The 24,372-nt window shown below is 57.8% G+C and carries 23 protein-coding genes; 12 read left to right on the forward strand and 11 right to left on the reverse strand.

The features are described from left to right. Positions 1–418: 418 nt before the first annotated feature. From IB265_RS14100 to IB265_RS14115, 4 genes are all read right to left on the reverse strand, one after another. Positions 419–1,411 (reverse strand): reverse transcriptase domain-containing protein, encoded by a 993-nt coding sequence (locus IB265_RS14100; RefSeq protein ID WP_246805934.1) that lies wholly within the window; start codon positions 1,409–1,411, stop codon positions 419–421. Between the two features lie 64 nt (positions 1,412–1,475). Continuing rightward, on the reverse strand, positions 1,476–2,357 hold the full coding sequence (istB, locus tag IB265_RS14105; RefSeq protein ID WP_112995001.1) for an IS21-like element helper ATPase IstB: 882 nt from the start codon (positions 2,355–2,357) through the stop codon (positions 1,476–1,478). Next, the gene (gene istA / locus IB265_RS14110; protein WP_192494845.1) at positions 2,354–3,616 is read right to left on the reverse strand and encodes an IS21 family transposase; all 1,263 of its coding nucleotides are present in this window, start codon (positions 3,614–3,616) and stop codon (positions 2,354–2,356) included. The genes istB and istA overlap by 4 nt, the downstream gene beginning before the upstream one ends. A gap of 89 nt (positions 3,617–3,705) precedes the next feature. After that, entirely contained in the window at positions 3,706–4,239 is a 534-nt protein-coding gene (locus IB265_RS14115; protein WP_375293064.1) for a maturase, read from the reverse strand. 431 nt (positions 4,240–4,670) lie between these two features. On the opposite strand from IB265_RS14115, the gene IB265_RS14120 reads away from it, so the two are divergent. From IB265_RS14120 to IB265_RS14135, 5 genes are all read left to right on the forward strand, one after another. Then, entirely contained in the window at positions 4,671–5,042 is a 372-nt protein-coding gene (locus IB265_RS14120; RefSeq protein ID WP_192371285.1) for a hypothetical protein, read from the forward strand. A gap of 1,595 nt (positions 5,043–6,637) precedes the next feature. Further along, the gene (locus IB265_RS14125; RefSeq protein ID WP_192371284.1) at positions 6,638–6,943 is read left to right on the forward strand and encodes a DUF2604 domain-containing protein; all 306 of its coding nucleotides are present in this window, start codon (positions 6,638–6,640) and stop codon (positions 6,941–6,943) included. Continuing rightward, positions 6,940–7,563: a putative metal-binding protein gene (locus IB265_RS36695; RefSeq protein ID WP_246805935.1), complete on the forward strand. Its 624-nt coding sequence runs from the start codon at positions 6,940–6,942 to the stop codon at positions 7,561–7,563. Before IB265_RS14125 ends, IB265_RS36695 begins: the two co-directional genes overlap by 4 nt. After that, on the forward strand, positions 7,560–8,048 hold the full coding sequence (locus IB265_RS14130; protein WP_309140331.1) for a Mov34/MPN/PAD-1 family protein: 489 nt from the start codon (positions 7,560–7,562) through the stop codon (positions 8,046–8,048). The genes IB265_RS36695 and IB265_RS14130 overlap by 4 nt, the downstream gene beginning before the upstream one ends. 3 nt (positions 8,049–8,051) lie before the next feature. Then, positions 8,052–9,602, forward strand: coding sequence for an E2 ligase fold family C protein (locus IB265_RS14135; RefSeq protein WP_192371282.1), 1,551 nt, complete (start codon positions 8,052–8,054; stop codon positions 9,600–9,602). 15 nt (positions 9,603–9,617) lie between these two features. On the opposite strand, the gene IB265_RS14140 is transcribed toward IB265_RS14135, so the two are convergent. Then, positions 9,618–11,324: a hypothetical protein gene (locus tag IB265_RS14140; protein ID WP_246805936.1), complete on the reverse strand. Its 1,707-nt coding sequence runs from the start codon at positions 11,322–11,324 to the stop codon at positions 9,618–9,620. 821 nt (positions 11,325–12,145) lie between these two features. Then, on the reverse strand, positions 12,146–13,027 hold the full coding sequence (locus IB265_RS14145) for a hypothetical protein (protein ID WP_192371281.1): 882 nt from the start codon (positions 13,025–13,027) through the stop codon (positions 12,146–12,148). A gap of 222 nt (positions 13,028–13,249) precedes the next feature. Here IB265_RS14145 and IB265_RS14150 point away from each other — a divergent pair, with 222 nt between their 5' ends. The 5 genes from IB265_RS14150 to IB265_RS14170 all read left to right on the forward strand — a co-directional run bounded on the left by IB265_RS14150 (position 13,250) and on the right by IB265_RS14170 (position 17,173). Next, the gene (locus IB265_RS14150) at positions 13,250–13,954 is read left to right on the forward strand and encodes a hypothetical protein (RefSeq protein WP_192371280.1); all 705 of its coding nucleotides are present in this window, start codon (positions 13,250–13,252) and stop codon (positions 13,952–13,954) included. Between the two features lie 85 nt (positions 13,955–14,039). Beyond that, complete coding sequence (locus tag IB265_RS14155; protein WP_192371279.1) at positions 14,040–14,816, forward strand: metallophosphoesterase; 777 nt, start codon at positions 14,040–14,042, stop codon at positions 14,814–14,816. A gap of 80 nt (positions 14,817–14,896) precedes the next feature. Further along, positions 14,897–15,394, forward strand: coding sequence for a hypothetical protein (locus IB265_RS14160; protein WP_192371278.1), 498 nt, complete (start codon positions 14,897–14,899; stop codon positions 15,392–15,394). Between the two features lie 154 nt (positions 15,395–15,548). Further along, positions 15,549–16,463 carry a hypothetical protein gene (locus IB265_RS14165; protein WP_192371277.1) on the forward strand — a complete coding sequence of 305 codons (915 nt, stop codon included), beginning with the start codon at positions 15,549–15,551 and terminating at the stop codon, positions 16,461–16,463. After that, positions 16,460–17,173, forward strand: coding sequence for a hypothetical protein (locus IB265_RS14170; protein WP_192494846.1), 714 nt, complete (start codon positions 16,460–16,462; stop codon positions 17,171–17,173). Before IB265_RS14165 ends, IB265_RS14170 begins: the two co-directional genes overlap by 4 nt. A gap of 520 nt (positions 17,174–17,693) precedes the next feature. Here the strand turns inward: IB265_RS14170 and IB265_RS14175 are convergent. Next, the gene (locus IB265_RS14175; protein ID WP_192371275.1) at positions 17,694–19,199 is read right to left on the reverse strand and encodes an amidase; all 1,506 of its coding nucleotides are present in this window, start codon (positions 19,197–19,199) and stop codon (positions 17,694–17,696) included. 282 nt (positions 19,200–19,481) lie between these two features. Here IB265_RS14175 and IB265_RS14180 point away from each other — a divergent pair, with 282 nt between their 5' ends. Both IB265_RS14180 and IB265_RS14185 read left to right on the forward strand, forming a co-directional pair. After that, positions 19,482–20,384, forward strand: coding sequence for a Ku protein (locus IB265_RS14180; RefSeq protein WP_192494847.1), 903 nt, complete (start codon positions 19,482–19,484; stop codon positions 20,382–20,384). Positions 20,385–20,395: 11 nt separating this feature from the next. Beyond that, a complete protein-coding gene (locus IB265_RS14185; protein ID WP_192371273.1) occupies positions 20,396–21,205 on the forward strand; it encodes a Ku protein in 810 nt (269 codons plus the stop codon). Positions 21,206–21,906: 701 nt separating this feature from the next. Here the strand turns inward: IB265_RS14185 and IB265_RS14190 are convergent. From IB265_RS14190 to IB265_RS14205, 4 genes are read right to left on the reverse strand one after another with little or no spacing between them, the layout of a single operon-like run. Further along, positions 21,907–22,419 (reverse strand): phage tail length tape measure family protein, encoded by a 513-nt coding sequence (locus IB265_RS14190; protein ID WP_192371272.1) that lies wholly within the window; start codon positions 22,417–22,419, stop codon positions 21,907–21,909. A 6-nt stretch (positions 22,420–22,425) separates the two neighbouring features. Further along, positions 22,426–22,662 (reverse strand): hypothetical protein, encoded by a 237-nt coding sequence (locus IB265_RS14195; protein WP_192371271.1) that lies wholly within the window; start codon positions 22,660–22,662, stop codon positions 22,426–22,428. Then, positions 22,659–23,009 (reverse strand): hypothetical protein, encoded by a 351-nt coding sequence (locus IB265_RS14200; protein ID WP_192371270.1) that lies wholly within the window; start codon positions 23,007–23,009, stop codon positions 22,659–22,661. The genes IB265_RS14195 and IB265_RS14200 overlap by 4 nt, the downstream gene beginning before the upstream one ends. Then, positions 23,003–24,160: a phage major capsid protein gene (locus IB265_RS14205; RefSeq protein WP_192494848.1), complete on the reverse strand. Its 1,158-nt coding sequence runs from the start codon at positions 24,158–24,160 to the stop codon at positions 23,003–23,005. Before IB265_RS14205 ends, IB265_RS14200 begins: the two co-directional genes overlap by 7 nt. Positions 24,161–24,372: the final 212 nt, after the last annotated feature.

Consider the following 24,372-nt stretch of genomic DNA (forward strand, 5'->3'; position numbering starts at 1 on the left):
GTTGGTTTCATATAGGAAGGAAATCGATGTTGGCCATCCCGCAGACCGACTCCAGGAGGCTTTGGCGGACCTCCTGGCTGCAACCTTCTCTCGATCAGTCACCGAGCCCCAATCCTCGCCAAGAAGGAAAGATCTCTTCCTGGTTAGCCATTGTCACATTGAGGTGCGCGTCACCCTTGGTCGATCGCGAAGCGTCGACGAGCCGCACTTCCACGTTGGCTTCAGGACCGTATATACGCGGAGCTGCTCTAGCGACTATCCTTGCATCCTCTTTCACTCTTCAGTTCGACGACCTGGACGAGGTTGAGCGTGACTTTTGCGCGGCGGCAATCACGGTGAGCGCGTATTGCGGTAGGGACGCCCATTACTGAGCGCCCCCCGCACAGATCCACGCGGGCGGGTTTCCCGCACGTGGCTCTTACCTCGGGTGTTTGACGGCGAAGCGTACATTCGGCCATGGATGAAGGATGGAAGGCTTGGGTAGGTAGTCGTTGGCTAACTGCACGATCCGTTCCCACGTGACGTCGGCCCTCTGACTGCGCCGCTGTAGGCATCGCCGCCAGAGACCAATCACCCGATACCGGAGCGCGGTGAGCGCCCGGATGTTCGTTGGAACCGCGAAGTAGGCAAAATGCCCGCCGACGATCTGCCTCAGCCATTTTCCCTGGTGGGAGATCGGCCAGTGCATCCGCCGTCGCAGGTCCGCCTTGATGTCCTTGAGCTTCGCCCGCATGCGGTCGCCTCGGGTCTTCCGCAAAAGCTGGAAGTGCCCTTTGCGTGTTTTCCCGCAGATGAACGTGAACCCCAGGAAGGCGAAGGTCTCCGGTTTGCCGAGCCCGCGTTGCTTGCGGTTGACTGCAGCGAAGCGGCCAAACTCAATCAGGCGGGTCTTGTCCGGATGGAGCGACAGCATGAACCCCTCAAGCCTCGCGCGCATCGCAGCGAGGAAGCGACGAGCGTCGCCCTCGCGCTCGAAACCGACGATCAGGTCATCGGCATAACGCACGATGATCATGTCGCCGGTGGCTTCGCGCTGTCGCCAGCGCTTGGCCCACAGGTCGAGCACGTAGTGCAGGTAGATGTTCCCGAGCAGCGGTGAGATCACCGAGCCCTGTCCCGTTCCCTTGTCGTCTACGGTCACGATCCCGTCTTCGAGGATGCCCGCCTTTAGCCATTTGCGGATCAGGCGGATGATGCGCTTGTCGCCGATCCTGTGCTCCAAGAAGCGAACCAGCCATTCCTGGCTGACCGCCCCAAAGAAGTTCTGGATGTCAGCGTCAATTATCCAGCTCATCCTCCGCTGGTCGATCGCCACGCATAGTGCATCCAATGCATCATGCGGTCCTCGACCGGGCCGAAACCCGTAGGAGAAACCACAGAAGTCGCCTTCGTAGATGGCATTGAGCACCATGACCGTTGCTCCTTGTCAATGCCGACTGAAATCTCCCCAAAAGTGCCGAAGTAAAATTCCCCAATTATGCCGACGTCGACGGCATGGAGAATTGGGTATTTTTCGGCGGCCGACCGCGTGGACGTGGCGGCGGCGCGAAGGAGGGTGGCGTAATCAAAGCTTTCGAACGGACGTGTTCAGGCATCAGTTCGGCATGTTGGCGCAACCTGTAACTTGATCCTTCGATCTGAACGACTACGGCGTGATGCAGAAGCCTGTCGAGCAGCGCGGTAGCGACGACCGCGTCTCCAAAGACATCGCCCCATTCTGCAAAGCCGCGATTGGACGTCAGGATCATTGCACCTCTCTCGTAGCGGGCGTTGACGAGCTGGAAGAACAAATTGCCGCCACCGGCGATGACCGGGAGATACCCGATCTCATCGACGATCAGCAGACTTGGCCTGCAGAAGAAGCGGATGCGTTCTTGCAGCCGTCCCTCGCGCTCGGCCCTGGACAGCGCTGCAATGAGATCGGCCAGCGTGCAGAAGTAGACGCTCTTGCCAGCTTTTACGGCTTCGACGCCGAGCGCCACGGCGAGATGGCTTTTGCCGGTTCCCGGTGGCCCGAGGAAATGCACGGCTTCATGCCGGTCGATGAACCCCAGTTGCGCAAGCGTGAAGATCCGATCTCGATCGAGGGAGGGCTGGAAGGAGAAATCAAAGCCGGCGAGCGTTTTGATGGTTGCCAGGCGGCCCATTCGCAGTGCCGTTTTTATGCGGCTGTTCTCGCGCAGGGTCAGCTCTTCGGAAAGCAGGATATCAATTGCTTCCAGTGCCGAGAGCTCGCCCTGCTCCAGGCGGCGGACAATATGATCGAGTGCCTCAAGAGCACGTGGCATCTTCAAGCCAACAAGGTCATGACGAATGCGGTCGATCATCGACGGCACAGCATCGAGAGCGGCGCTCATGGGCGATTCTCCTGTGCCATAGCTCTGGCGACGGCGTCGTAGAAGGCCAGCGGCCGCTGTGTGACCCTGTCTCCGGATCCATGAAGAATGATCTCGTCGTTGTTGACGTGTGGTCGCGATCGCGGCGCGGAGCGAAGGGTTCTGTGCCCTGGTTCGACACAGCGCTGGTGGCGTCCTTCCAACACCGGATGGACAGCGATCAACGCACCGTCTTCGAAGATTCGAACCTCATTTGCCAAGGTGTGAACTTCGACGAGCCGCCGTCTGGTGGCGTCGGGCACGCTGTAGGCGTTTCCACCGACGCTCACCATGCCCTCTCGGGATATCCTGCGCTCAAGCCGCAAAACCGACCGGAACGGAGCCAGAGGCAATGGACGCAGATGAAAGCGCTCGTCAACGAAGGCTTCCATGACGACCCGCTGCGTTGTGGCGTGCACACGCGGATTGGCAACCGTATCAAGCCAATACCGGAGTTGGGCGTTGAGATCATCCAGGTTGCGAAACGACCGCGCCAGGAAGAAGTCTTCGCGAATATAGCGGAATGGCCGCTCGACCTTTCCCTTCGTTTTGGCGCGATATGCTTTGCAGGCCTTTGGGTGAAAGCCGTAATGGCGGGCGAGATCGAGCAGAGCGCGATTATAAACAATGCCACCCGTTTCGCCTTCGCCGATGACCGCAGTCTTCATTCGGTCGTAAAGGATCTCGCGCGGGACGCCACCGATCGCATCGAACGCCGCCACGTGGCATCGCAGCACCGTTGGCAGATCCTGATGCATAACAAAACGCGCCCAGATGAGACGGCTATGGCCCAGCACCATGGAAAACAGCCAGACAATCCTGGGGGTAGCCGGCTCATCGGTGAAGACAACATGGAATTGGGCGAAATCCACCTGAGCTTGTTCGCCGGGAGCCGTTTCGAACCGAACTTCAAACCCGTGTTCGGAGGACGGGCGGACGTCTCTGAGAAAGTCCGTGACTGCAGTGTAGCCACCGGAATATCCGCGTTCCTTGAGCTCTCGCAGGAGCCGTCGTCCGCTAAGACCGGGATAGGCCGCCACTCGTTCACGCAAATACGCCGTGAACGGGTCAATGACCGTCGCCCGAGGCTTCCTTGGTCCATAGGCCGGTGCCTCAAGGCCCCGTTCGATATATTTGCGGATTGTCTTTCGATCGACGCCGGTCTGCCTGGCGATCGCAGACACCGACAAGCCTTGTCGATGCAAATCTAAGATCATGACTATCTCCCCGAGTTTGATCACCGCCAGTCCCCTCTCGACCATCGAGAGTAGTATCGGTGAACGCGTGCCGCCGGTCTTCCGGGGCGCGCCCCGGAAGACCGGCGGCGTCGCTAAACTGGGGAAAATTCAAACGGCACTTCTGAGGAGTATTCATCCGGTATCGACACTCCTTGGACGATCTTGTCTTCCAGAGCTGCAATCGCCAGCGGCCGCTGCTTCCCATCCGCCTTCGGTATATACGTTCGGCGTGACGGTTGCGGGCGATACGCTCCCCGTTGGACCCGTCTGTGCAGATCCTCAAGCCGGGGCTCGAGGTCTGCCTCGTAGTCCCGCCACGTCATGCCATCCACCCCGGGAGCGGCCTTGCGCTTCAGCGCGTAGAAAGCCGTCCGAAGTGTATCGACGTTGATATGGTGGAAGAGCGCGGTGAACTGATCCTTTTTCCTTAGCCTTGCAGCCTTCCGTACGCGGTCCAGCGACTGGAACATGCGATCCCGGCTCTGTGTCCGGTGCATGCGTTGCTGTTCCGCGCTCCCCTTGGTCTCCGGCCTTGGCTCCACCAGCTCCGCCGCCGGTTGTCCGGCTTTGTTCGTTGGCTTCGCAGCTACTATGCCGGAGTCTGACTTCTCCTGTCCGTCCATCATCGGCTACGGCTCCTCGCCTTTCCGATGCGGACCGGCGTGGCTGACGCTACCCGGCCAGACAGGAGATCTCCCAGGTTCCGACGCGTTCCTTTCATGCGTGACATGGCCCTAGACCCCGGCAGGGCGACGGCGCCTCGCATATCGGCTCCGCACATGTTGCCTTCGACGGATGAGAAAGTCTCGGCCCCTGCGATCTGATCATTATCGTGGCTCACTCCCATGCCCCACATGATTGCTGTGTACGCTTCGCCGTGGTCGTCACCGCCCACGCCGCAACACTCACTATCGGGCGGGAGCTACCCCTTACCCGAGCCGGACTTTCACCGGCTGGAACGCGCCAGCTTGTCCTGGCGCACCTCATCCTGATCGCCGCGCTATAGTGACTTTGCCCTGCGATTTCCAAGGTGATCGAGTTGCCCAGGATTTCACCCTTGGCCGCTCTGAGCCCCCTGTACGTACATTTCGGTTCCGAAGCCGCCCTCGCCCTTTCCGAGAACAACCGCGTAATCGAAGGCGCATATCTTGAAACTGGTTCGGATTTTAGCGCGGTCGTGGTTCGCTTTGTATGCAACGAGGTTTCCCGAAGCGGAACCGTTGGCAACGCTCTTACTGCGCAATCCGAAATCATTGTCGCCCACCTGAACCGCGAAACCGAAGAATTTGTTGATTTCCAGGGCGATCCTGCCCTCACGGCATCAGCGCCTAAGTATGCCATGCTAGCTCGAATATTGTTCTCGATCGCCCATGTAATTGGGCCTTTCCCTGACCTTAACCGTGCGCCCACCGGGTCGGCTCTCCATTAAGCTTCATCGTTTGCGAATGGGGGTGCATTCACGCCGTTCTAAGAAACTTCGCCAAGCCTGGGAACTTGGCCGCGACTGCGACCGCCAATTCATCTGAACGGCGCGGGCGGGGGCATTTTGAAAAGTCCCCTTGCGCCGGTCGATAGTGCTCCCAGCATATAATTATGCGTTATCGGAGAAGACCAGTGATCTGTCAGGGTCCACGTGATCACCCATTTACCTCGCCCCTGCTGTCGAGATTGATTGTGAGAATATTGCATGACGCTCTGCAACCCAACGGGTGTGCACCAGAGGACATAAAGTGCGCCGAGGACATGCGAGAAATGCTGGTCGCCAGCGCTTTGGGGAGTAACGTCGCTCCACACTCCGTTCAGGAGCTCTTCTCAAATCTACCAGCAGCCTTGGCGGACAATGCAACAAGGGCGATACGGGTTTTGCTTGTCAAACTCCTCGATCAGCCTCTTATCATTGGCCCGCCGATTTGTAGTAGACATGAAATGCGAGACCTTCGTGCGAGACTAATGAGCATTGTCGTCAGTCTCTTCGATGCCCGCATAGGAACGTTATTGGAAAATAACGCTTATTTGCCAGTAGGGGGACGAAGGAGGCCCTCCATGGCAAATGACGACAGTTGTGGCATTTGCCACATAATTTCGGAATTTCGTGACGAGTGCCGTTTGCTGCGCATCCTTCGACCAGACCAACTGCTCAATCTCAACATTCACAAGGTGTGTCCACGTCAGAAGGATATCCAAATCTAGGTGAGGTTATCCTTCTATCTTGTCAATCTCGGGAAGTTACTGAGATCGGGGACACTGCCGATCGACGGAACCCAAGCGACCTTGCGCTGCCTTTTGTTTCCCCTACAATCCAGCAAAGTCGCAGCGCATTTCTCGATTTCCGCGTTCTTTAGGGCGGCATCCCCGGGTGCCCTACTCTTTGTGAACGATGGGTTCGGCATACTCGAATAGCCCAGTTGGCAATTCACATTCAGCTGCACGAGGAGCTGATTTGGAGCGAGGGGACAATGCGCTAAAGGCTGCATCTAGCCATCAAAGCCCGCATTGCTCCGGGCCGCGAGTATGAAAAAGAGCACGGCAAGGGCAGCCTGCTCAAACTGGATCACCCGCTGACGATCAACCTGCGAGAATTGTATTCCCGCTTGTATGTCAGGCCCGAGGCAACTTCGGAACAACCCGCTGGGTTGTTCGCTCCTTTCTAATCCGATGCTCAGCATCGGCGACTACGGTTAGAACTTCGTCACGGCCGCGTTTCGTCACGAACCCCGGCCCGCACACCATGACAAAAAGCAACCGTTTGGTGGCAAAGTCGTCGGTGGAGATGACATTGCGCTCTTCCACGGTCGTTGGCGTCGCGATACTGGTTCGGCAGCGCGCGAAACGGCCGCACCGCTCGTCCGGAAAAGGACACCGGATAAATTACGGCGGACTGCTATGGGACCGGCCACCCAGTTGCGCGCCCTACAAATTGCTCTAAAAAATGGAAACTAGAGCACTAGCGGTTTACCTCGCCCTTGTTCTAGCTAAACTTAAAACTGTAGATAGATGCGAATCACCTAATTGATGGATCTCTGCATGACAAAGACTCCCAAGGCTGCTTCAGAAACCGCCGGCAAAGCAACCGGATCAAAGAACAAGATTTCCCTGACCTTCGTTGTGAATGGCGAACCGGTCTCTGTCGAAGCCAACGTAAATGCGCCGCTTCAAACTGCCATCGCCAAAGCGCTGGAAGTTTCAGGCAATGTCGGGCAGCCCGCTGAAAACTGGGAACTCAAGAATGAGGACGGGACGGTTTTCGACCCGAGCAAAAAGATAGAGGACCTTGGAATTACAGGAGGACAGACCCTGTTTCTTAGTCTCAAGGCTGGTGCTGCAGGTTGAGCGAAGGTCAGTTCGTCGACGAGGCGGTTTCTCGACGCAAATTTGACCGGGAAGTGGCACAGTACCGAGCGCTTGAAAGCACGTACCGCAAGCGCGGTTGGTTCCTCCTGGAAGCCACGTTTCCCACGGTCCTGGTACTGTTTGCCGCCTTGAAGGTGCCGCCCAAACCGCTAGTGTGCGCGGCGCGCCTTGACTTCACCAACTATGACCTGGTGCCGCCGTCCGTAACATTCGTTGATCCCGCAACCAGCGAAGCGCTACCGATGAAGAGCCTCGGCTTCCATTTGATGCGGCTGATTGGCTTCGAAGGTGCATCGGACGAGACCATCGCTGAGCTTCTGAAACAACAACAGAGCCTACCTGTTCAACCGCTACTCCAGTCTCACGGCCCCGACGAGATCCCTTTTCTGTGTTTGCCGGGAGTCAGAGAATATCACAACCACCCAGCGCATACAGGTGACTCATGGCTTTTGCATCGTCCCTTTGGCGAGGGTTCCTTAAACTTTATTCTCGAACACATCTGGGCCAGCGGCATCAAGCCCATTCAGACGATGAGTTACCAGATACAGCAGATGAGCTTCCAGGGCTTTCAACTGAACGCAGCAGCCCTTCCAAGGTGAGCGGACTCGCTGCCGTTCAGCGCTTCATCGTACCGCGGGCGGCAGTCGACCAGGTGCATGCGCATCTGGCAGACGTGGGCCGTTCGGGATATGAAGGGCTAGGACTATGGGTCGGGCACGTAGCCGACGAAACCGCGAACGTCCAGCGAGCACTCATCCCGCAACAGCGTCTCATTAGGTCCGCCGCAGGTGTCGGCGTCTATGTTGACGGCACCGAATTGCACCGCCTGAACATGTGGCTTTTCGAAAACGGCCTACGAATCCTCGCGCAAATCCACAGTCACCCCACCGACGCTTATCACTCCGATACGGACGACGAAAACGCGCTGGCAACGACTGTCGGCTCGCTTTCGCTGGTCGTACCGGATTTTGCCCGAGGCCCCGCCGACCTTTTGCAGACCGCTGTCTATCGACTCAACAGAGCGGGCAAGTGGGTAGAGATCCCCCGGCAAGCTGTCGGTCGTCTCATCGAAATCGTGGACTAAAAAATGGCACTAGCGAACTACTTCAGTCGTGCAGCTACGGCGGCATCGCAAGTCCTCCAAGGCTTCGACGCCAAACATTTTGAGGGACTGCTTAACGGCCTTGTTATCGGGATCGCATTCGATCAGCAGGCATGCTCGACAGAGGGCAGAGCGTCACTCGATCTCCTAATCAGGTTGCTTGCGCGTCTCTACCCCACCATCTGCTTCTTGCCTACCGGAGATGAAGCAAGAGAGCTCGCGAAGAGTTTGGGCTCACTGGCTCGGTGCATAAATAAAAACATCTCAATCGCGCGCCGAAGGGCAACGGTCCTTTCACATTGTCTCGTTGTCGGCTCGACGACTCCCGACGTGTCCTGCCCCACGTTCTTCCTGGGGTCTGACGGTTGGCTAGCGATGTTCTCCGCCGAGCGTCCCGTAGGGACAGGTGGCAGTAGCAATACACTCGGCGCGGGTGGTGCCGCTTGCATTGCCGCGGCGAACTTATTTAGGCACATATTCAGTGCGCAGATTAATGGCGCCGCGGTGGACAAGGACGTCATATTCTCCTTGTTTGACTATGCGCCCGGCTCACGCGCGAACCCACCGCTTGCCGACACGGTGACGCTCGACGATTTGTTCCTTCTTGGCTTGGGGGCGATCGGCAACGGGGCAGTGTGGGCGCTTTCTCGCGTTCCCAACTTGCGAGGGCGTTTGGAGGTGGTTGACGCGGAGCCGGTCGATCAGGGTAACCTTCAGCGATACGTGCTGGCACTTGAAAAGGATATCAGTCGCAGCAAGGTGAAACTTGCCCTGAGATACTTGAATTCTCAAACCGACCTTGTCGTTACCGGGCATAATGTCAGGTGGCAAACGATACCAGCAATACGCTCTATGGAGCACGTCGCTATCGCACTCGATACGGCGGCGGATCGTGTCGCCGTCCAGGGCGCGCTGCCTCGCTGGACTATTAACTCCTGGACCCAGCGCGGAGATCTTGGGGTTTCGCATCACGGCTTCCAGGGGGAGATGGCGTGCCTTGCGTGCCTCTATTTGCCGAACGGAGCGGTGCCCGACGAGGACCAAGTCATTGCAGAAGCGCTGGGCCTTGAGGACCGAAAGATGGATATTGTGCGGCCCATGCTTCACAACGGCGCCCCCGTTACAGCGGAGTTGATGGGCGAAATCGCCAACCGGCTGACGGTTCCCGTTGAGCCGTTGCTCCCCTTTGTCGGCAAGCCATTGCGAGACCTTTACCAGGGTGCAATCTGCGGCGGCGTAGTCTTCGAGCTCACGGCTGGGAGCAAGCGGGTACTCGTCGAGGTGCCGATGGCCTTCCAGTCGGCGATGGCGGGCGTCATGCTGGCCGGAGAAATCGTTAAGCGGGCGGCGACAGCCAATTCGCCGGATTGGATTACTGCCAAGCTTAATCTTCTGCGCAAAATGCCGAGTGGTTTAATCACAGAGCGCCGCAAGAAGGATCACCTGGCTCGATGCATTTGTCAGGACAGCGATTACATGGAGGTATACCGAGAGAAGTACACTTCGCGAGGCGGACCAGCTTCCCAAGGCTCCTGAAAAGCCTTCCATTGGTCAACGCAGATTGTCCGAAATTTCCTTGTAGCAGACATCCATCGTCCCGATCTCCTGCTTCTTGAGCGTCGTCCATGTCGTCCCGTCGAAGTCAAAATACTCCATGAAGCATCGGTTTTGGTCGTATAGTCCCCACTGGGCTACCAGGAGGCGGCTGTCCAGACGGAACTTCAGCGTGAGCATGGAGATGGGGTCGTCACCCCGGGGGAACCTCGACGGTTTTCCCGTCTTGTTATCGCCGACGATGGCGAACGAACAGCCTGTCCCGCACCCAATCTGAATGAGGGAGTATCGACCCGCGAAATTCGGCCCCTCGCGCATTCCCTCGCGAATGCGCGTTCTGAACTGGTTGAAGTCCCTGTCCCGCCCTTTGAAATCGGGAAGCTTTGTCTTGCCGGAGTACTTCGAGGCAGCCGGATAGGCGGACGGATCGAGTTGCAGCACTCCTTTCGGCATAACCGGTTCGACGACAGCGGGGTCAATGCTTGCCATCTCGGTGCTGCGGCAGCGTCGCCATCTCATCGCCGCCGACAAATCTTGGCACCAGTGAACCATCGTAAGTTTCGACGCGATCGCCCCGCTTCGGTCGCAAGCGCCGGAAGTGATAGCCGGGTTGGACAGCTCGTCACGGCACTTTGCGGCCTGGCCCCGCCATTGGGCGAGTATCCGTACTGGTTCTGACACTCCCCGGTCCGTAGCGATAACCTTTCCGCTTTCAGAGACGATCTTGTTCGACGACGGGTCCCAAACGAGGGTGAACTCTGCAGACCCGGACGACATGCGGCTGCGGGCAGGGCTTTCGGCAAACCACTCGACGACGCCGCTGACGGTACATTGGGCAGTGCACTCGACAAGTTCGGAACCCTGCAGCACGCTGTAGGCGCGTAACGGCCAACGCTCGGCGAACTTCCGCTTTTCGGCTAGAACGTCCTCCCTGGATGTCGGCTTCCCATAGAACACGACGGTGCCATCGTAGAGTTCTTCCATGGCGGCCAAAGCTTCGTTATTCGAGCGTGACCATGCGTCATGATACTTCGCCATGACGGAGAGCGCCCTTCCTTCCAGGGACTTTGCCGTCTCCCGATCCGAGGGTGTTTCGGCCGGGTTTTCGGCCACCGAGACAGACGGAACCACGGCTGCCGGGCCATACGTAATCTTGTAGACAGCCATCTCGCTAGAGGTGAGATAGCGCATATCGTTGGCGGGAATGGACAGGCTGAGTTGTAAGAGAGCCGGGTCGACGCCCATCTCAATGAGGTAGGCGATGATCTGCGCAGTGAGCTGCTGGACGGCGGCGACTGCCTCGTGTCCGCTCAATGTGCTGTCTGGAGCGAACGACGATTGATGGACACCAATGGCTCCGGGGTCCGCCACCCTTGCCACTCCGCCAACGAACGCCAAGGCGCAGGCAGATGCGCATTCCGTCGCTCTCGGCTGAATCGTGCTCAGCCCCAACGACCGGATCATCCGACCATATGCCATGGCCGCGACAATGTTTCCGCCACTGCTGTTGAAGGAGATCAGGCGAGCGCCCGTCGCCGCGACTTCGCGGGCAAGTGCGGCGGGATCGTCCGAGTAGGCGAAAGTCCCTTCCACCAAGATGATGGGCGGTCCGTTCTGTGAGTTGATGCGCGACAGTGAGATATCGGCCCGCGCGCCAGCGACGGACAGCGCGACGAGGGCCAATCCCAAGATGAGCGAACGCAAACCCGATACTCCCTACCCCATACGTGTCGCATGTTATCGCTTTCGTAAGCGAGCGCAATGACGCGGAGAAACCGAACGCGGCCCTGCGCTTCCCGAGAGAGTAGAATATATCCGCGCATGGCCACAGGGGGGCCCGACGTCCCGTCCGGTTCATTTTGTGTGCAACCGTCTGAAAATTGGATGACCTCGTCCGGCGAAGTGAAAGTGTAGACACGGTCCTCCTGACTTTCGAAGACGAACGTTTGAATGCAGCGCTGGCGCTGGCGCCGGTGCAAACGAAGACACCACTCTGACTCTCCTGGACGGCAGCCGAGATTTTGCCTTAGACGTGGTCGTTGACCGTACCCTGTGCGGCAGCACGGGGATTGAGGATATCTACTTCGAAGCAGCTGTTCACGTTTTCCGGCGAGGGGCAAAATCGGGTCGGCTCGCGCGGGCGCGTCAATTAGCGTCGGGTATTTTGTGCGGATCCCCTATTCAAGTTGGCGACAAGGGAGGAAGAACGGGCTGACGCTGGTTCCGGTTGACGAAGTTCCTGCCTTGCCGTTCGACCACAATTGGATAATCGAGACAGCGGATTCGCGACTATGCAATTCAAAGCGCTGCAATCGTGAATTTGCATCTCCGCTTCCGGAACAAGGGCTATGTGACAAGAGGCTGCGCCGAAGCGGGCCCAGCCACCACAGTCTAGCTCGTCGGCCGCGAATGTGTTCACTGGTTCGCAACGACCGGCCTCCTGGCGCGTCATTGTTGCGAGAAGCCTTTCCTACGCTTTCGCCCCGTATGCACTGCAAGGTGCAATAAGTTACTCAACTAAAGCCCTACATTCCGTTCTTGTTTTCCCGGTCGCTGTTTTTTTCCTGTTCGATCATTGTGGCTGCGAAGATTGCCGAGCGACGGGCGCCGGTTCTGGTGATGGCCTTGTAGACATTCTTGACCCTTGGAAGGTCGAGCCCTCGCAGTACATCGCACTCTTCATCGTTGAGCGGATGGTGCCCCGCCTCGACGAAAAAGTCCGAAAGCAACTCAATGATTGTGCCGATCGAGTTTTCCTCCGATGCACGCGCGGTGAGGGGCGTGGATTTCAGCGCCTCATACATCCCCATTTCCAGGATCGCATCTTCGATCATCTCTTGCATTCCCCTCAAAGCCGATAGATGAAGGATAAAAAATAGCGCTTCAAGCTTATGCGGCTCGCTACGCAAGGTGCAAATTTCATCGAACGTATTTTGCCAATCGCCTTGCGTCACGTCGGCCATAAGCAAACCAAGAATTCGGTCGCCATAAAAGCTCGAAGTTGCTAGCTGGCCGACCTTGCACTTCGACAACTCGATTGTTTTGTACTGGTAGGGAAAACCAAACTTGGGATGGGTTTTCAACATGGAGTTCGAGTCCGCCCCGATATAAACCAAAAACTGGCTTATGTGAACATTGTCATCCTCCCATCTATGAAGTTTATGGTTCAGGAGTGTAAAGTAATTGGCCATTCTCCAATGCATTGTTTTGTCGACGTTCGTCTGGATTTCGATGTGGACAAAATTCGTTTCGGATATCCTGGATATATAGTCGACTGTGCGAGCCGTATACCACCCGGCATCGTTTGAGAGGCTTTTACCTTGTTCCATCCCAGTCAAGAGCGACACGAACCGACTGCGAGGATCATTCATTATGAGTTTAAAAATGGTATCGTAGTGACTGATCACGCTATCCGTCCTTGATGAACGCATCCGATCTACAACGCAGATCTGATCATTGTCCTAACGGCAGATCCAATCGATAGACTAACGGCCATCGGCGGGCCATGTCTGGCTGGCCGCCGTCACTCGTCGCCATACTTGACCTGCAGTTGCCCCCGCCAAGCCTCCCGTTCTGGTGACTTGCGTCGATCCGCCGGATAACAACGGTACTTATCAAGGGATCAATCCATGTCGTCGTACTACCACTATCATCCGTATCGGTTTTCTGCAGTCGCCGACGCTCTTACTAGACGCGTGGCGCGGATCACCGCTCTTCCTGACGCAGCGGCCGTCATCGCAACTGAGTACGCAGGCATTGACGACAATGAACTCGAAGCGAGGATGCACGAGTACCGTCGGTTGATCGACACCCACGCCAAATGGGTCTCCGGGGGCCGCCAGATTTTTGACATGTCATCGATTATGGCTCCGCTGGCCGGCGCGGAGGACATTCGGCTGTCAGCACTGCCCGCCTTGAGGCTGCCGGACGTCTTTTACGTTCACTTTGGCAAAGACGCCGACATCATGCTGTTCGGCGAGGACACTTATGTCGACGGGGCCTACTTCATCCATACCGAAGAAAAAGGTGAACCGGGCTATCGGTTTACCGTGGTCTGCGGCCAAGCCGAACGAGATCTAGGAACGGCCACCGCCGGCGACCTGCTCAAAGCTCAGACACGCCTTGCGTCTGGCTTTGCATCCGCTGCCCGGCCGTTTCGCGCTGGCATAGACAAGTTGTCGGGCGATCCTGCGGTTTGTGAGGATGACCTGGTTGGGCAGATTTTGGATCGGCTAGAGTTGAGCTTAGCCTACGCCGCCGATCCGAACGCGGTCCCGGATCTCCAAAAGGAAGTCCATGTTGGCCGAAGGATACAGGCGGGCCCGCGTCATTGACGATGCCGCCGGGGCATCTCAACCGATCGCTAAGGCTTTTGCGTATAGGTCCCTTTCCGACCAGCCGGTCGACAGGAGAACCACTTTGAATTCGCAACACGTATTCGCGATCGGCGACATCCACGGACGCGCGGATCTGCTCGAGACGCTTCTGAAAGCTATCGACCAACGTGCAGACGACATGCAGATCGACCATGCGGTAGTCTTTTTGGGTGACGTGATCGACCGCGGCCCCGCCAGCAAGCGGGCCTTGGAGATCGTCCGGGAGACCATGTCGTCTAAACCCGGCTCTTCACTTGTTCTAGGAAACCACGACTGGTTTCCCATCCGGATTTTGGACGAGCTCTCGGGCGACCAAGCCAGCATGGCGCTAGATCACTGGATTGATAACATGGGCGGCGGGGCGACCTTGCTGTCTTATGGCTTCGATCCGGACGACTTTTCCGTATCCGGTCTGGAGAGAGATTTTCCTGCCCAGCATCTAACCCTTCTACGGAGTGCCGCCAGTTATGTTGAGCTCGAGCATCATATTTTGGTCCATGCTGGCCTCGCTCCCGGCGTCCCGTTAGCAGAGCAATCGAGACGTGACATGATGTGGATCGGCGAGCCTTTCCTTTCATCGACAGAAAACTTCGAAAAGACCGTGGTTCACGGCCACACCGTAACGCCATCTAGGCACTGTGAAAGAGCTAGACACCGGATTGGAATAGATACCGGGGCATATGTTACCGGGCGACTGTCCGCCGTGCACATCCACCCGAATGGCAGCACGGATTTCCTCGAAACATGCACCGACCACCGCGGCGCCGTGCTGCTAGTTGAATCTATCGACGTGCAGGCCGCGGCGGCATCGGTCGAGTGAGCCGCAAGGCAATGCGGTGCTCGCGAGTGCGGCGCGGGTCGTAAGCGTCGAATAAACACCCAATGCATTGGAAACAGCTAATGGATATGCATGAAGAACTTGTCGAAGAGATCAAGCGTCACGTCGAGGAGCTTGCAGAACTCGAGCGAAGTTTCGGTCCGTCGATCGCGGTCATTAGATATGGAAGAGCGTTTCGACCGACTGCCAAGAGTCCGACATGGTTGCGCATCGGCCAAGCTCGCGATTGTTTCAATAACGCGACGGCTTACGCGGCTGTGCGGGACGACGTATGGTATGCGGAGGGGTACGCACTCGAGCCTGAACTCCTTTTCCCCGTGCAGCATGCATGGCTTGTCGATCGCGACGGCCAAGTGATCGATCCCACCTGGAAAGATACGCGCGATCACGCCTATTTTGGGATAGCATTTAAGCGGGACTTTGTGTGCGAGCAATTGGTTAAGAACGGCCAAAATGCAGGGATCTTGGTGAACTTGAATCTTCTTCGGCGGCGGCATCGCGACCCCGTTGATTTGGAATCAGTCATCAGGGGAGCTGCAGTCACACTGCGGGCAGCTTAGTCGGTCAAGCAGCACGGGTTGTTCCATGCAGCTGGACCTCCGCCTTTTCCAGCCGCCGAGCGTTGGCTGGGCCTCGCCTTAGAGTTTAAGAGGTTCCCAACCAATCGCGTGACAAAGATCGTGGCACGACTCGTTTAAAAAGCGATTGGACAATATGCCCCGCACGAATCTCTACGACAGGAATCTAGTTTTCGAACTGGGCGGCCACTCGCTCTTGGAGCGCTTCCGTGCGAAGTGGATAGGCGGCAATAATTTCGCCAACGGTCGGACGTACGAGATCATGTTCATCAGCCGCATGATCATCGATATGGCCTACGAGTGGTTTGCCTTAGACGCGGAGGGCACTGATCCCTACGATGTATCCGAAGGTCTCGAATGTCTCGTTGACGACGCGATGACGCGGAGAGGTGAAAACATATCTTATTTTCAGTTTAAGTCCGGTTCCGTCAGCGAAAAGCCGCTGGTGAAAGATGACTTCGACATCCAACAAACGCTTGACGAACTGCACAATGCCGAAGCCTCTTATTTTCTCGTTGTAACGCCCGAATTTGCGAAATCTACGAGGACATGGATCGACGAACACGAAGTCAGGTGCGAGTTGTGGGTCTTTCCGTTCGCCACGGGTCTGCTGGCGATGTTGCCAGACGATAAAGAGCTACAGGATGCAATGAAATGGCTCACCGGAAGTCACAGAAGTGACGTTTGGCTTACTCTATATGACCACATCATCGCAAAGTGGTTAGTGAAACGGGATTATTCCGTCCACGAGCTGTTCATGGAGCTCGTGAATCAGACACGCTTTTGCTCTTCCGGGATGGTCAATGACGATATCCGTCTCCACTCTTTTTTCTCGTGCCTCGAGTACTACGAAATCTTCCCAGACCTCGCAGACCAACATGGGGTAACCCTCAGGCGCGACATTCACACTAGCGACTGGTTCTGCGTTGTTCCTTGCACGGTAAGAATGCTGGATGAATTCGATAGCTGGTTTACAGGTCGGGATTTGGTCTCGACGGGCGAGATAATGATGTGGTTCGAAAACTACGAGGAAGTGGAGAAGGGGGAATGATTGCCGAGGCTCTGAAAAACCTTTCGGACCCGAACACCCCTTTCGACATCTATGCCGAGGCCGTGAAACAGTTGGGAGAAAATCTGGTCGAAAGGGCACTTGATGGTGGTGCATTCCCTTACAATGGCATTCATGCGGTTTCCACCGCCGCGGATTACCAATTGCTCTTGGAACCTTCGGTCGAGCTTCTCCGGAGAGAACATGTCATTGCCCTCTCCTGCCTCTGGCCGATTTCGAAGGTTTTGGTCGAAGGATCTGTAGATAACACCATGATCTCAATGGCGTTATCCGAGAAAGGGGCGGCAGATATGCCTCTACTCTTGGTGATGGCGCAGTCGGTCGGTACGGTCACTGAACTGCAGTCAATTCTTGCCCATATTTTCTTTGACATGGGTCCCAACGACTACAAAAAGATCGTGGTGCTTTCCCTCGTCTCTCATATTAACGCTGCACCTCATTTGAGAGGCATCCTGCCCGAAAGATATCGCGAAGGCTTGATCTTTTTAAGCCACCGAACGGACCACCAACTTTCCCTTGACGGAACGTTGGTTCCAGGCATCGGGGGGCCGTCTTTCAGCCGGGCCGGATTCAGCTCGCAGAGTGAAACTCGATCGTTCGTGCCGGCCATATTCAGGAGCAGCTACGACTTTGCAAGAAAGCCGAAGCCTGGCTCCGCCACTGGCCCTGCACCGCCTAAACCTTTCAAGTGAAACGGCGCACATTGGCCGCCCGTAGGCTCAGAGCGTCGCGTTAATGTCGCGTCGCGCCAGAGTATTGTCGATTGTCCTCCGGCTAGGCCCCGCCTACGCGAATGCCGGGGCCCTTTTCAATCCGTACCTGCGTGCTTATAGCGTCTTCCGGAGTTCTCACGGTACGTAATTAATTTATGGAACGGATTCAAAGGCTTGAAAAACCCAACTTCCGTGCAGAACGAGGAATGGGTGGAGAGGCTAGTGAAATTTGTGGCGCAGGAGGATTACGCCTTGTCTAACCCTTTCCAATATCGGCGCTGGCTCTTCTGGGGCTTCACGCGCCATCGCCACTTTTGAGACCCTGCATTCGGCTAGGCCGAGAAGACAACCGCCCCCGACGATCACGGTGGCGTCGCGACGCTGAGACTGCTTGCTCCCACCGGCGGAAGCATCAGGCTGAACGTCGGGGTGAGGTCTTCACCGCGACAGAGCCTTGCGGGCAGCACCAAAGGTTCCTCTTATGCTGAGTGCCTCACTCTCAACGCCGCCTTACCGGAAGACACAGAGGCGGCTTGCGGTGCAACCAGGGCCGCGCCCTTTCAAGTTCACCAGCGAGTTCGAACAGGGTCACCTCGTCGCCGAAGCGGCCGACAAAGTGGGTGCCGATGGGCAATCCATTGTCCGTCCAGAACAGTGGCACGGACATGGCGGGCTGTCCGGTCACGTTGAAAACCGGCGTCCAGGGCATGAAGCTGAATGTCTCCGCGGCAAGGCGCTCCGCGATTCCAAGCTTTCTTAACAACCACCCCACCCTGGCGCGACCGATCGCGCGGATGATGGACTTCTCCTGGGAGGATGGCTGCAGTGCGCCGATCGGCGGGGGAACCCTCGAAAGCACTGGCGTCATAAGGACATCGTGGGATTCGAAGAAGGACATGACACCGCGGGCCGCCAGCTTGAGGTAGCGCAGAGCCGCGGCAAGTTCGCCTGCGGAGAACGTTTGCCCAAGAAGGCCCATTCCGATCGTTGAAGCGTCGAAATCCTCGACCTTTATCGAAACACCGGCCGCCTGCGCCGCGTCTTCCATGTCCACCCGCATTTCCGCTGCGAGCACCGTGAGAAACGACAAGGAGAACTGCTCCGCGTCTATTTTCGGCGCTGCCTCGACGACCTCGTGACCGAGGTCTGCCAACAGTTTGGCCGCGTCAGTGAAGGCAGCCAGGACCTGTGGCTCCACTGTTCCTCCGAGCATCGGCGCAGCGGAAACCGCGACGCGCAGTTTCCTGCCCGGGGCACTGACGACGTCCAGGAATGAGCCCGAGGAACGTGGCAGAAAATGCGGTGCGCCGACATCGGCCCCCTGCACGACGTCGAGCAGCGCGGCGGAGTCGCGCACGGAGCGAGAGAGCACATGCTCGACCGCAAAACCAGCCCAAGGTTCTCCAATGTATGGCCCGAACGGCGTGCGGCCGCGGGTCGGTTTCAAGCCGAACACCCCGCAAGCAGATGCGGGTATACGGATAGAACCGCCTCCGTCCCCGCCGGAGGCGAGTGGCACCATGCAGGCGGCAACGGCCGCTGCCGAGCCGCCGCTAGAGCCGCCCGGTGTACGCTCCAGGTCCCACGGATTCCGAGCGGGGCCGAAGGTTTCGGATTCTGTGTATGGGGTCAAACCGAACTCAGGCGTGTTCGTCTTGCCGAGAATGATGAGCCCCGCCCTCTTCCAGCGCTTTACGATTTCAGAATCGCCGCTGGCGGGCAGCTTTGCCCAAAGGCGATTGCCGTGGGACGTGGGTACACCCGCTACCGTCGAGAGCAGGTCCTTCATGAGAAACGGTACGCCTGCGAAGGGAGCACTGAAATCCACGTCGAGCGCCGCGCTGCGGGCCTGATCATATATGTTCAGGACGACGGCGTTGAGTACCGGATTTCGGGTCTCAATCCGTGCGATTGCGGCCTCGACCAGCTCGAGGGCTGAAACTTCCCCTTCCTTCACGAGCTCTGCCAATGCGATGCCATCCAGATGGTCATACTCGGCCAGCATGAGTTCCCCTCCAAGCCTGTAGCTTCAGAGTGTAGCGTGATTGTCGCGTCGCGCTAGAGTAGCGTCAATCCGTCCTCCTGTTCGGCCTCGCGTAAGCGAATGCCGGGGGCCTTTTTCAATGCTCGCGAGCCGACGTTCTTATAGCGTCTTACGGCGTCCTCACCTTGCGGAAGTAATTTATGCAACTGATTCAAAGCGCTGAAAACTAAGTTCTTTTCGAATGGAACGAATCAGGTGCGTAACGATTGATTCGCGAAACGTTTTCGGTAAGGAGTACTCGTCATGGCAACCCACCGCGCCCAGTGGAAAGGGTTCGTGAAATTCGGCGAAGTCACATTCGGTGTAGCGCTTTATACCGCCGCCTCGACCTCAGATCGGATCACCTTCAACACCGTCAATAAGGCGACGGGAAACCGGGTCAACCGCGTGTTTGTAGACAGCGAGACCGAGAAGACGGTCCCGAAGGAAGCCCAGACAAAGGGCTTCGAGATCGAGAACGGGCAGTACATTCTTATCGATCCCGAGGAGGTGGCCGCGGCCATCCCTGAGAGCAACAAGACGCTAGAGGTCGAGGCTTTCATCCCCTGCTCCGATGTCGACGACGTCTATTTCGACAAGCCATACTATTTGACCCCGGACAAGATGGGTTCAGATGCCTTTGTTGCCCTAAGGGAAGCGATGCAGAAGTCCAAGGTCGCCGCCATCGCGCGGACTGTGCTTTTCAGGCGCATGCGCACAGTTTTGATCCGTTCACATGGGAAAGGCCTGATCGCGACCACGCTGAACTATGACTATGAGGTTCGGTCTTCCAAGAAAGCGTTCGAGGATATGCCCAGGATCAAGATCGAGGGCGAAATGCTCGATCTGGCAAAACACATCATTTCCACAAAGAAAGGCGAGTTCGATCCCGCGTCTTTCGATGACAGATATGAGGCAGCCCTTGCTGACCTCGTGAAGGCGAAGCTCGAAGGAAAGGCGCTCCCGAAGCGCAAGAAGGTGGAGGTCTCCAAGCCGAACGATCTTCTGGCGGCTCTCAGGGAAAGCGCCAAGATGACGAAGGGCTCTGACAAGCCCAGGCGCACGGCCGCCAATGCCAACAAGGGCACGGGACGAAAGACCGCAGCGCGCGGAGCCGCCAATAAGGCAACGTCCTCGCGAGCGAGCCCGCAACGCAAAGCAGGCTGAAGGAGGTTGAAATGGCCCCCCGTTCCTACTGGAAAGGATATCTCAAGCTTTCACTCGTCACCTGCCCGGTAGCCATGACGCCGGCGACTTCCGAAGCCGAAAAGGTGCGCTTCCATACGTTGAACAAGGAAACCGGCAACCGCGTCGTCTCCCAGTACATTGACTCTGTCACCGGAAAGCCGGTGAAGGACGACGACGACGTGAAGGGTTATCCGCGCGGTGAAAACGACTACGTTCTCTTGACCGATAAGGACCTCGACGCCGTCGCGCTCGACACCGTGAAGACGATCGACATCGAAAAGTTCGTTCCGGCTGACAGCATCGAGTGGGTTTACCTCGAGAAGCCTCACTATCTCATGCCCGACGACGCCGTCGGAAACGAGGCCTTCGCGGTCATACGGGATGCCATGAAATCCGACAAGGTGGTCGGCGTGTCGAAGCTCGTGATCGGTCGCCGCGAGCGAGCCGTCATTCTCGAGCCGCGTGATGAAGGCATCGTCCTCTGGTCCTTGCGTTTCGGGGACGAGGTTCGTCCGGAGGAAGAGTACTTCGAAGGTATCGATGACGAGGCCGATCCTGAGTTGGTTCCTCTGGTCCAGAAGCTGATCAAGCAGAAAACGAAGCGCTGGTCCCCGGATATGGTGAGCGACCCGATCCAGGAGAGCCTTCTGCAGCTTATCGCCGAAAAGAAGAAGGCGATGAAGCCCGCGAAGAAGTCGGCAAAGGGCAAGCAGGAGGCTGCCCCCTCCAACGTGGTGAACATCATGGATGCCTTGCGGAAATCACTTGCTGGCGAACTCAAAGGCCGCAAGACCGGGTGAAATGCGGCCCTCGCTCTGACCTGCCCCGATAGACGATGAACCTAGTGGAGTTTCTGGCACTGCGGACGCGTTTAAAATCAATTCTCCGTAGCGCCGCGCGATGGAAAGCCCGTCGTGCCTCTGTCTCAAAACAGTAGCCTACAGCGCGAATTTTGCCTCGGTTCGCCCCACAAGCCGTGTGATGACCTGAGCCGCTAACGTCGTCTTTACATAATCACCTTAGAGCCGCCCGGAACCCGGACCGAGGTCGATTATACCTGCCCAACCAACTGACAAAGATAAGGCCACCTATCTTGCGCAAAAGCTCAGCGGGGGCGGAAGGGGCCGCGGAGGTGCAAAGTACGAAGCGCGCGCTTCAACCTGGTTGACGGTTCCGTTGGCGTTCGGTGTCGCCGAGGGGTCGCGCAAGGCCTCGGAGATCGTCATCGGGACTCAAACCGAAGATTTCATAAACGACATATACCTGAATGATGGCGTTGGCCATCGAGGTGAAATGAAGTCTGGGCAGTCTGCCAGGCTTACGGGTTCGACCCCCGTCGTCCGCACGATATTGATGTAATTAGCAAAAATGACGTTACTTCGATTGCGGTCGAAATGTGAAAAAGTGGTCAGGGTAGGGTATACGAAAGGGATCTGCTATTATTCCCCGCATGCCGCGCGAACCTTCTATAGAAGTCCGCCTTGCCGCCGAGATCGAGGCCTTACGCGCCTCCGGTCACTCCCTTGCCGAGATCGCCCGCGAATGCCGAATCAGCCGCAGAGCCTTCATACGCGCCTTCGAAATATTCCCGCGCCGCCTGAGTGAGGTAGCCGAAGCCCAAGATCGCTGCTGAGATGCCAAGCGCCTGCGGGCTGATCACGGAACCCAGCGCGCCGAAAACGCCCTTCAGCAGCCCGCCAGAGCGGCCCAAGTCCTGCATTGCGGCGGCCGCCTGTGACGACTGCTGCGCCGCGACGGTAAAGGGGCTTTGCCCGCTCAAGAGCTGAGTTGCCACGTCCTGAAATTGAAAACCCAGGTTGCGCGTGGCGTTGCGCATAGAACCTTCGATCTGCTTCGCGGTCCTGTCGACCGTTACACCGGCCTTGCGGAAATTGTCATTCACCGCATCCGTTGCCTGTTTGACGAGGATGCCGGATTGCTTCATCGCCCTTTCGAGGCTTTTTACGTTCGCCTCGATCTGAAGGACTAGACGTGTTTCCTCCGGTGTCGCCATGGCTGGTTACGATCCTTTGAAGGCCGATAGACCGTAAATCTCGATGAGCCGGGCAATCGTCTGCTGATAGTCGAGATGTTCAGCGTTCATGTCCTCGCCGCCAGCCTCCCGGCAGAAAAAGCTCGAGCCGTCCGGCATGATCAAGAGCGCAAAGGCGTTGCCACCCTCGAAAGCGTGCCGGTGCCTCGCAATGGCTTCGGGAAGGGGTTCATGAACGAAGCCGTTCGGAGCGTATACCTTCATTTCGTCTTCCCCTTCTTCAGCGCCGCGATCTCGTCTTTGAGGGCATCGATTTCTTTACGCATCGCAGCCTGTCGAGCGTCGGCGACGGCACGTTCCTCGGCGAGCGCGCGGCGGAATTCGCGCCTCGCATCGAGTTTCATGCCGTCGCGAAGTTGATCGATCTTTTCGAGCAGTTCGCGCTCGGCTTCACCGATGGCGAGACCAACCGCCCGCAGGATGTGGTTCTGGTCGAGGCGCGGCGCGGCTGGCTTCGGCTTCGGTTGCTGCGCCGCCTTCTGGGCTTGCTTGCGCGCAAGCCATTCATCGTGCGTCAGGCCGTCGTCGTCACGAAATTCGCCCGCTACCATGAGACCGACTCCATGACTGCGACACGGCCCGGACGGCGCATCAGCCAGCCGAGCATTTCCCGGAGCTTCACGCCGACGTCGGTTTGCCAAAGGCTGCGAACCGGGCTTGCCGTGGTGCCAGCGTCAACAATCGGATCAGGTGCGGACTCCTCATGCAGAACCGCTTCCGTAGAGGCGGCAATGGTGAAACTGTCGCGGTCCACCGATGAGACGAAGTCCGCCGCATCAAGGCCGATGACGGTGCCGGGCGGCAGCACGTCGCTGGCGAGAACCGGAATCGTGAGCTGCGGATAAGCCAGCGACAGCGCGACCGCCTGTTGCGTCGCCGCGATGATCACGAAATCAACCGGCGCGGGATCGCTGATCGCCGCAACGAGGGCTTTGATATCAGCTGCCGCGTCGGCACCTGCCGTGAGTGGCGCAACGCCGTTCAAGAGACCTGCCGGGCGGATCGGAGAACCCGCGTTCGCGTCAAGCAGGGTTGCATCGATCGAGCGGGCGATGTCGGATTGCAGGATATCGGCGATGATCGACTCGGCAGTCGGGACACTGTGCGCCGCGATTTCCTCGCTGAAGGTGCTCAACACCGCCGCCTTATGCGACCTGAGAGTCGTCAGCGACAGCAGCCCGGAGCGGACCGGGATTGGCTGGCCTACGCCAACCCATGGCGACGGCGGCGGATCGGTCGGCGCGGCGTTCGGCAACCGGATTGAGCCGCCAGGCGGAAGCTCGATGGCAAGCCCGCGAGCCGCTATCCGGGAGAAGACAGAGCGGCCCGCGAGCAGCGGCAACGCGCCGCTATAGAGAGTTGCGCCGGGAACGAGTTCAGCAGCCCAGCCGGGAACCGTCGTCATTGCCGGATCGACGGCGGCGCGGGTGCGAAGGAACTCGCCCGGACTTTCCAAGGAACGGTGAATGTCGCGACCGACATCTACGGGAAACAGCCGCTCAATCACCTGATCGAGGCGTTCGCGATTGCCGCTCGCGGCCCGGTGAACTCTCGCGAGGATCGCGCGTACGATGGCCATCTGTGGCGGTTCGGCGGCAGGGATTGGCGAGGCAGGCGAGAGTTTTCTCAAGCGCCTTTCGATGCCGATCTGCAGCGCTTTTTGGTTGACGACTTCGTTTTCTAGGCGCGCGAACGTGTCCATGAATCGAAAAACCCTTCCAGTTCGGTGGAAGGGCGGCGGGATCATCGCTTCGCGGCCGGCGCGTCTTCAACGGCACGACCATCATAAACGTTTTCGTTTCGGATGCGAAATGATTTACGCGGGGCGTTGACGCAAAAGTCACACATCGGGCTTACAGTCTCCGAAGGCTCAGGAGTTGGCTTCCTTTGCCATTGACGCAAGGTGGCATCGGT

The organism is Ensifer sp. ENS10 (assembly GCF_014852025.1).
Lineage (GTDB): Bacteria > Pseudomonadota > Alphaproteobacteria > Rhizobiales > Rhizobiaceae > Ensifer.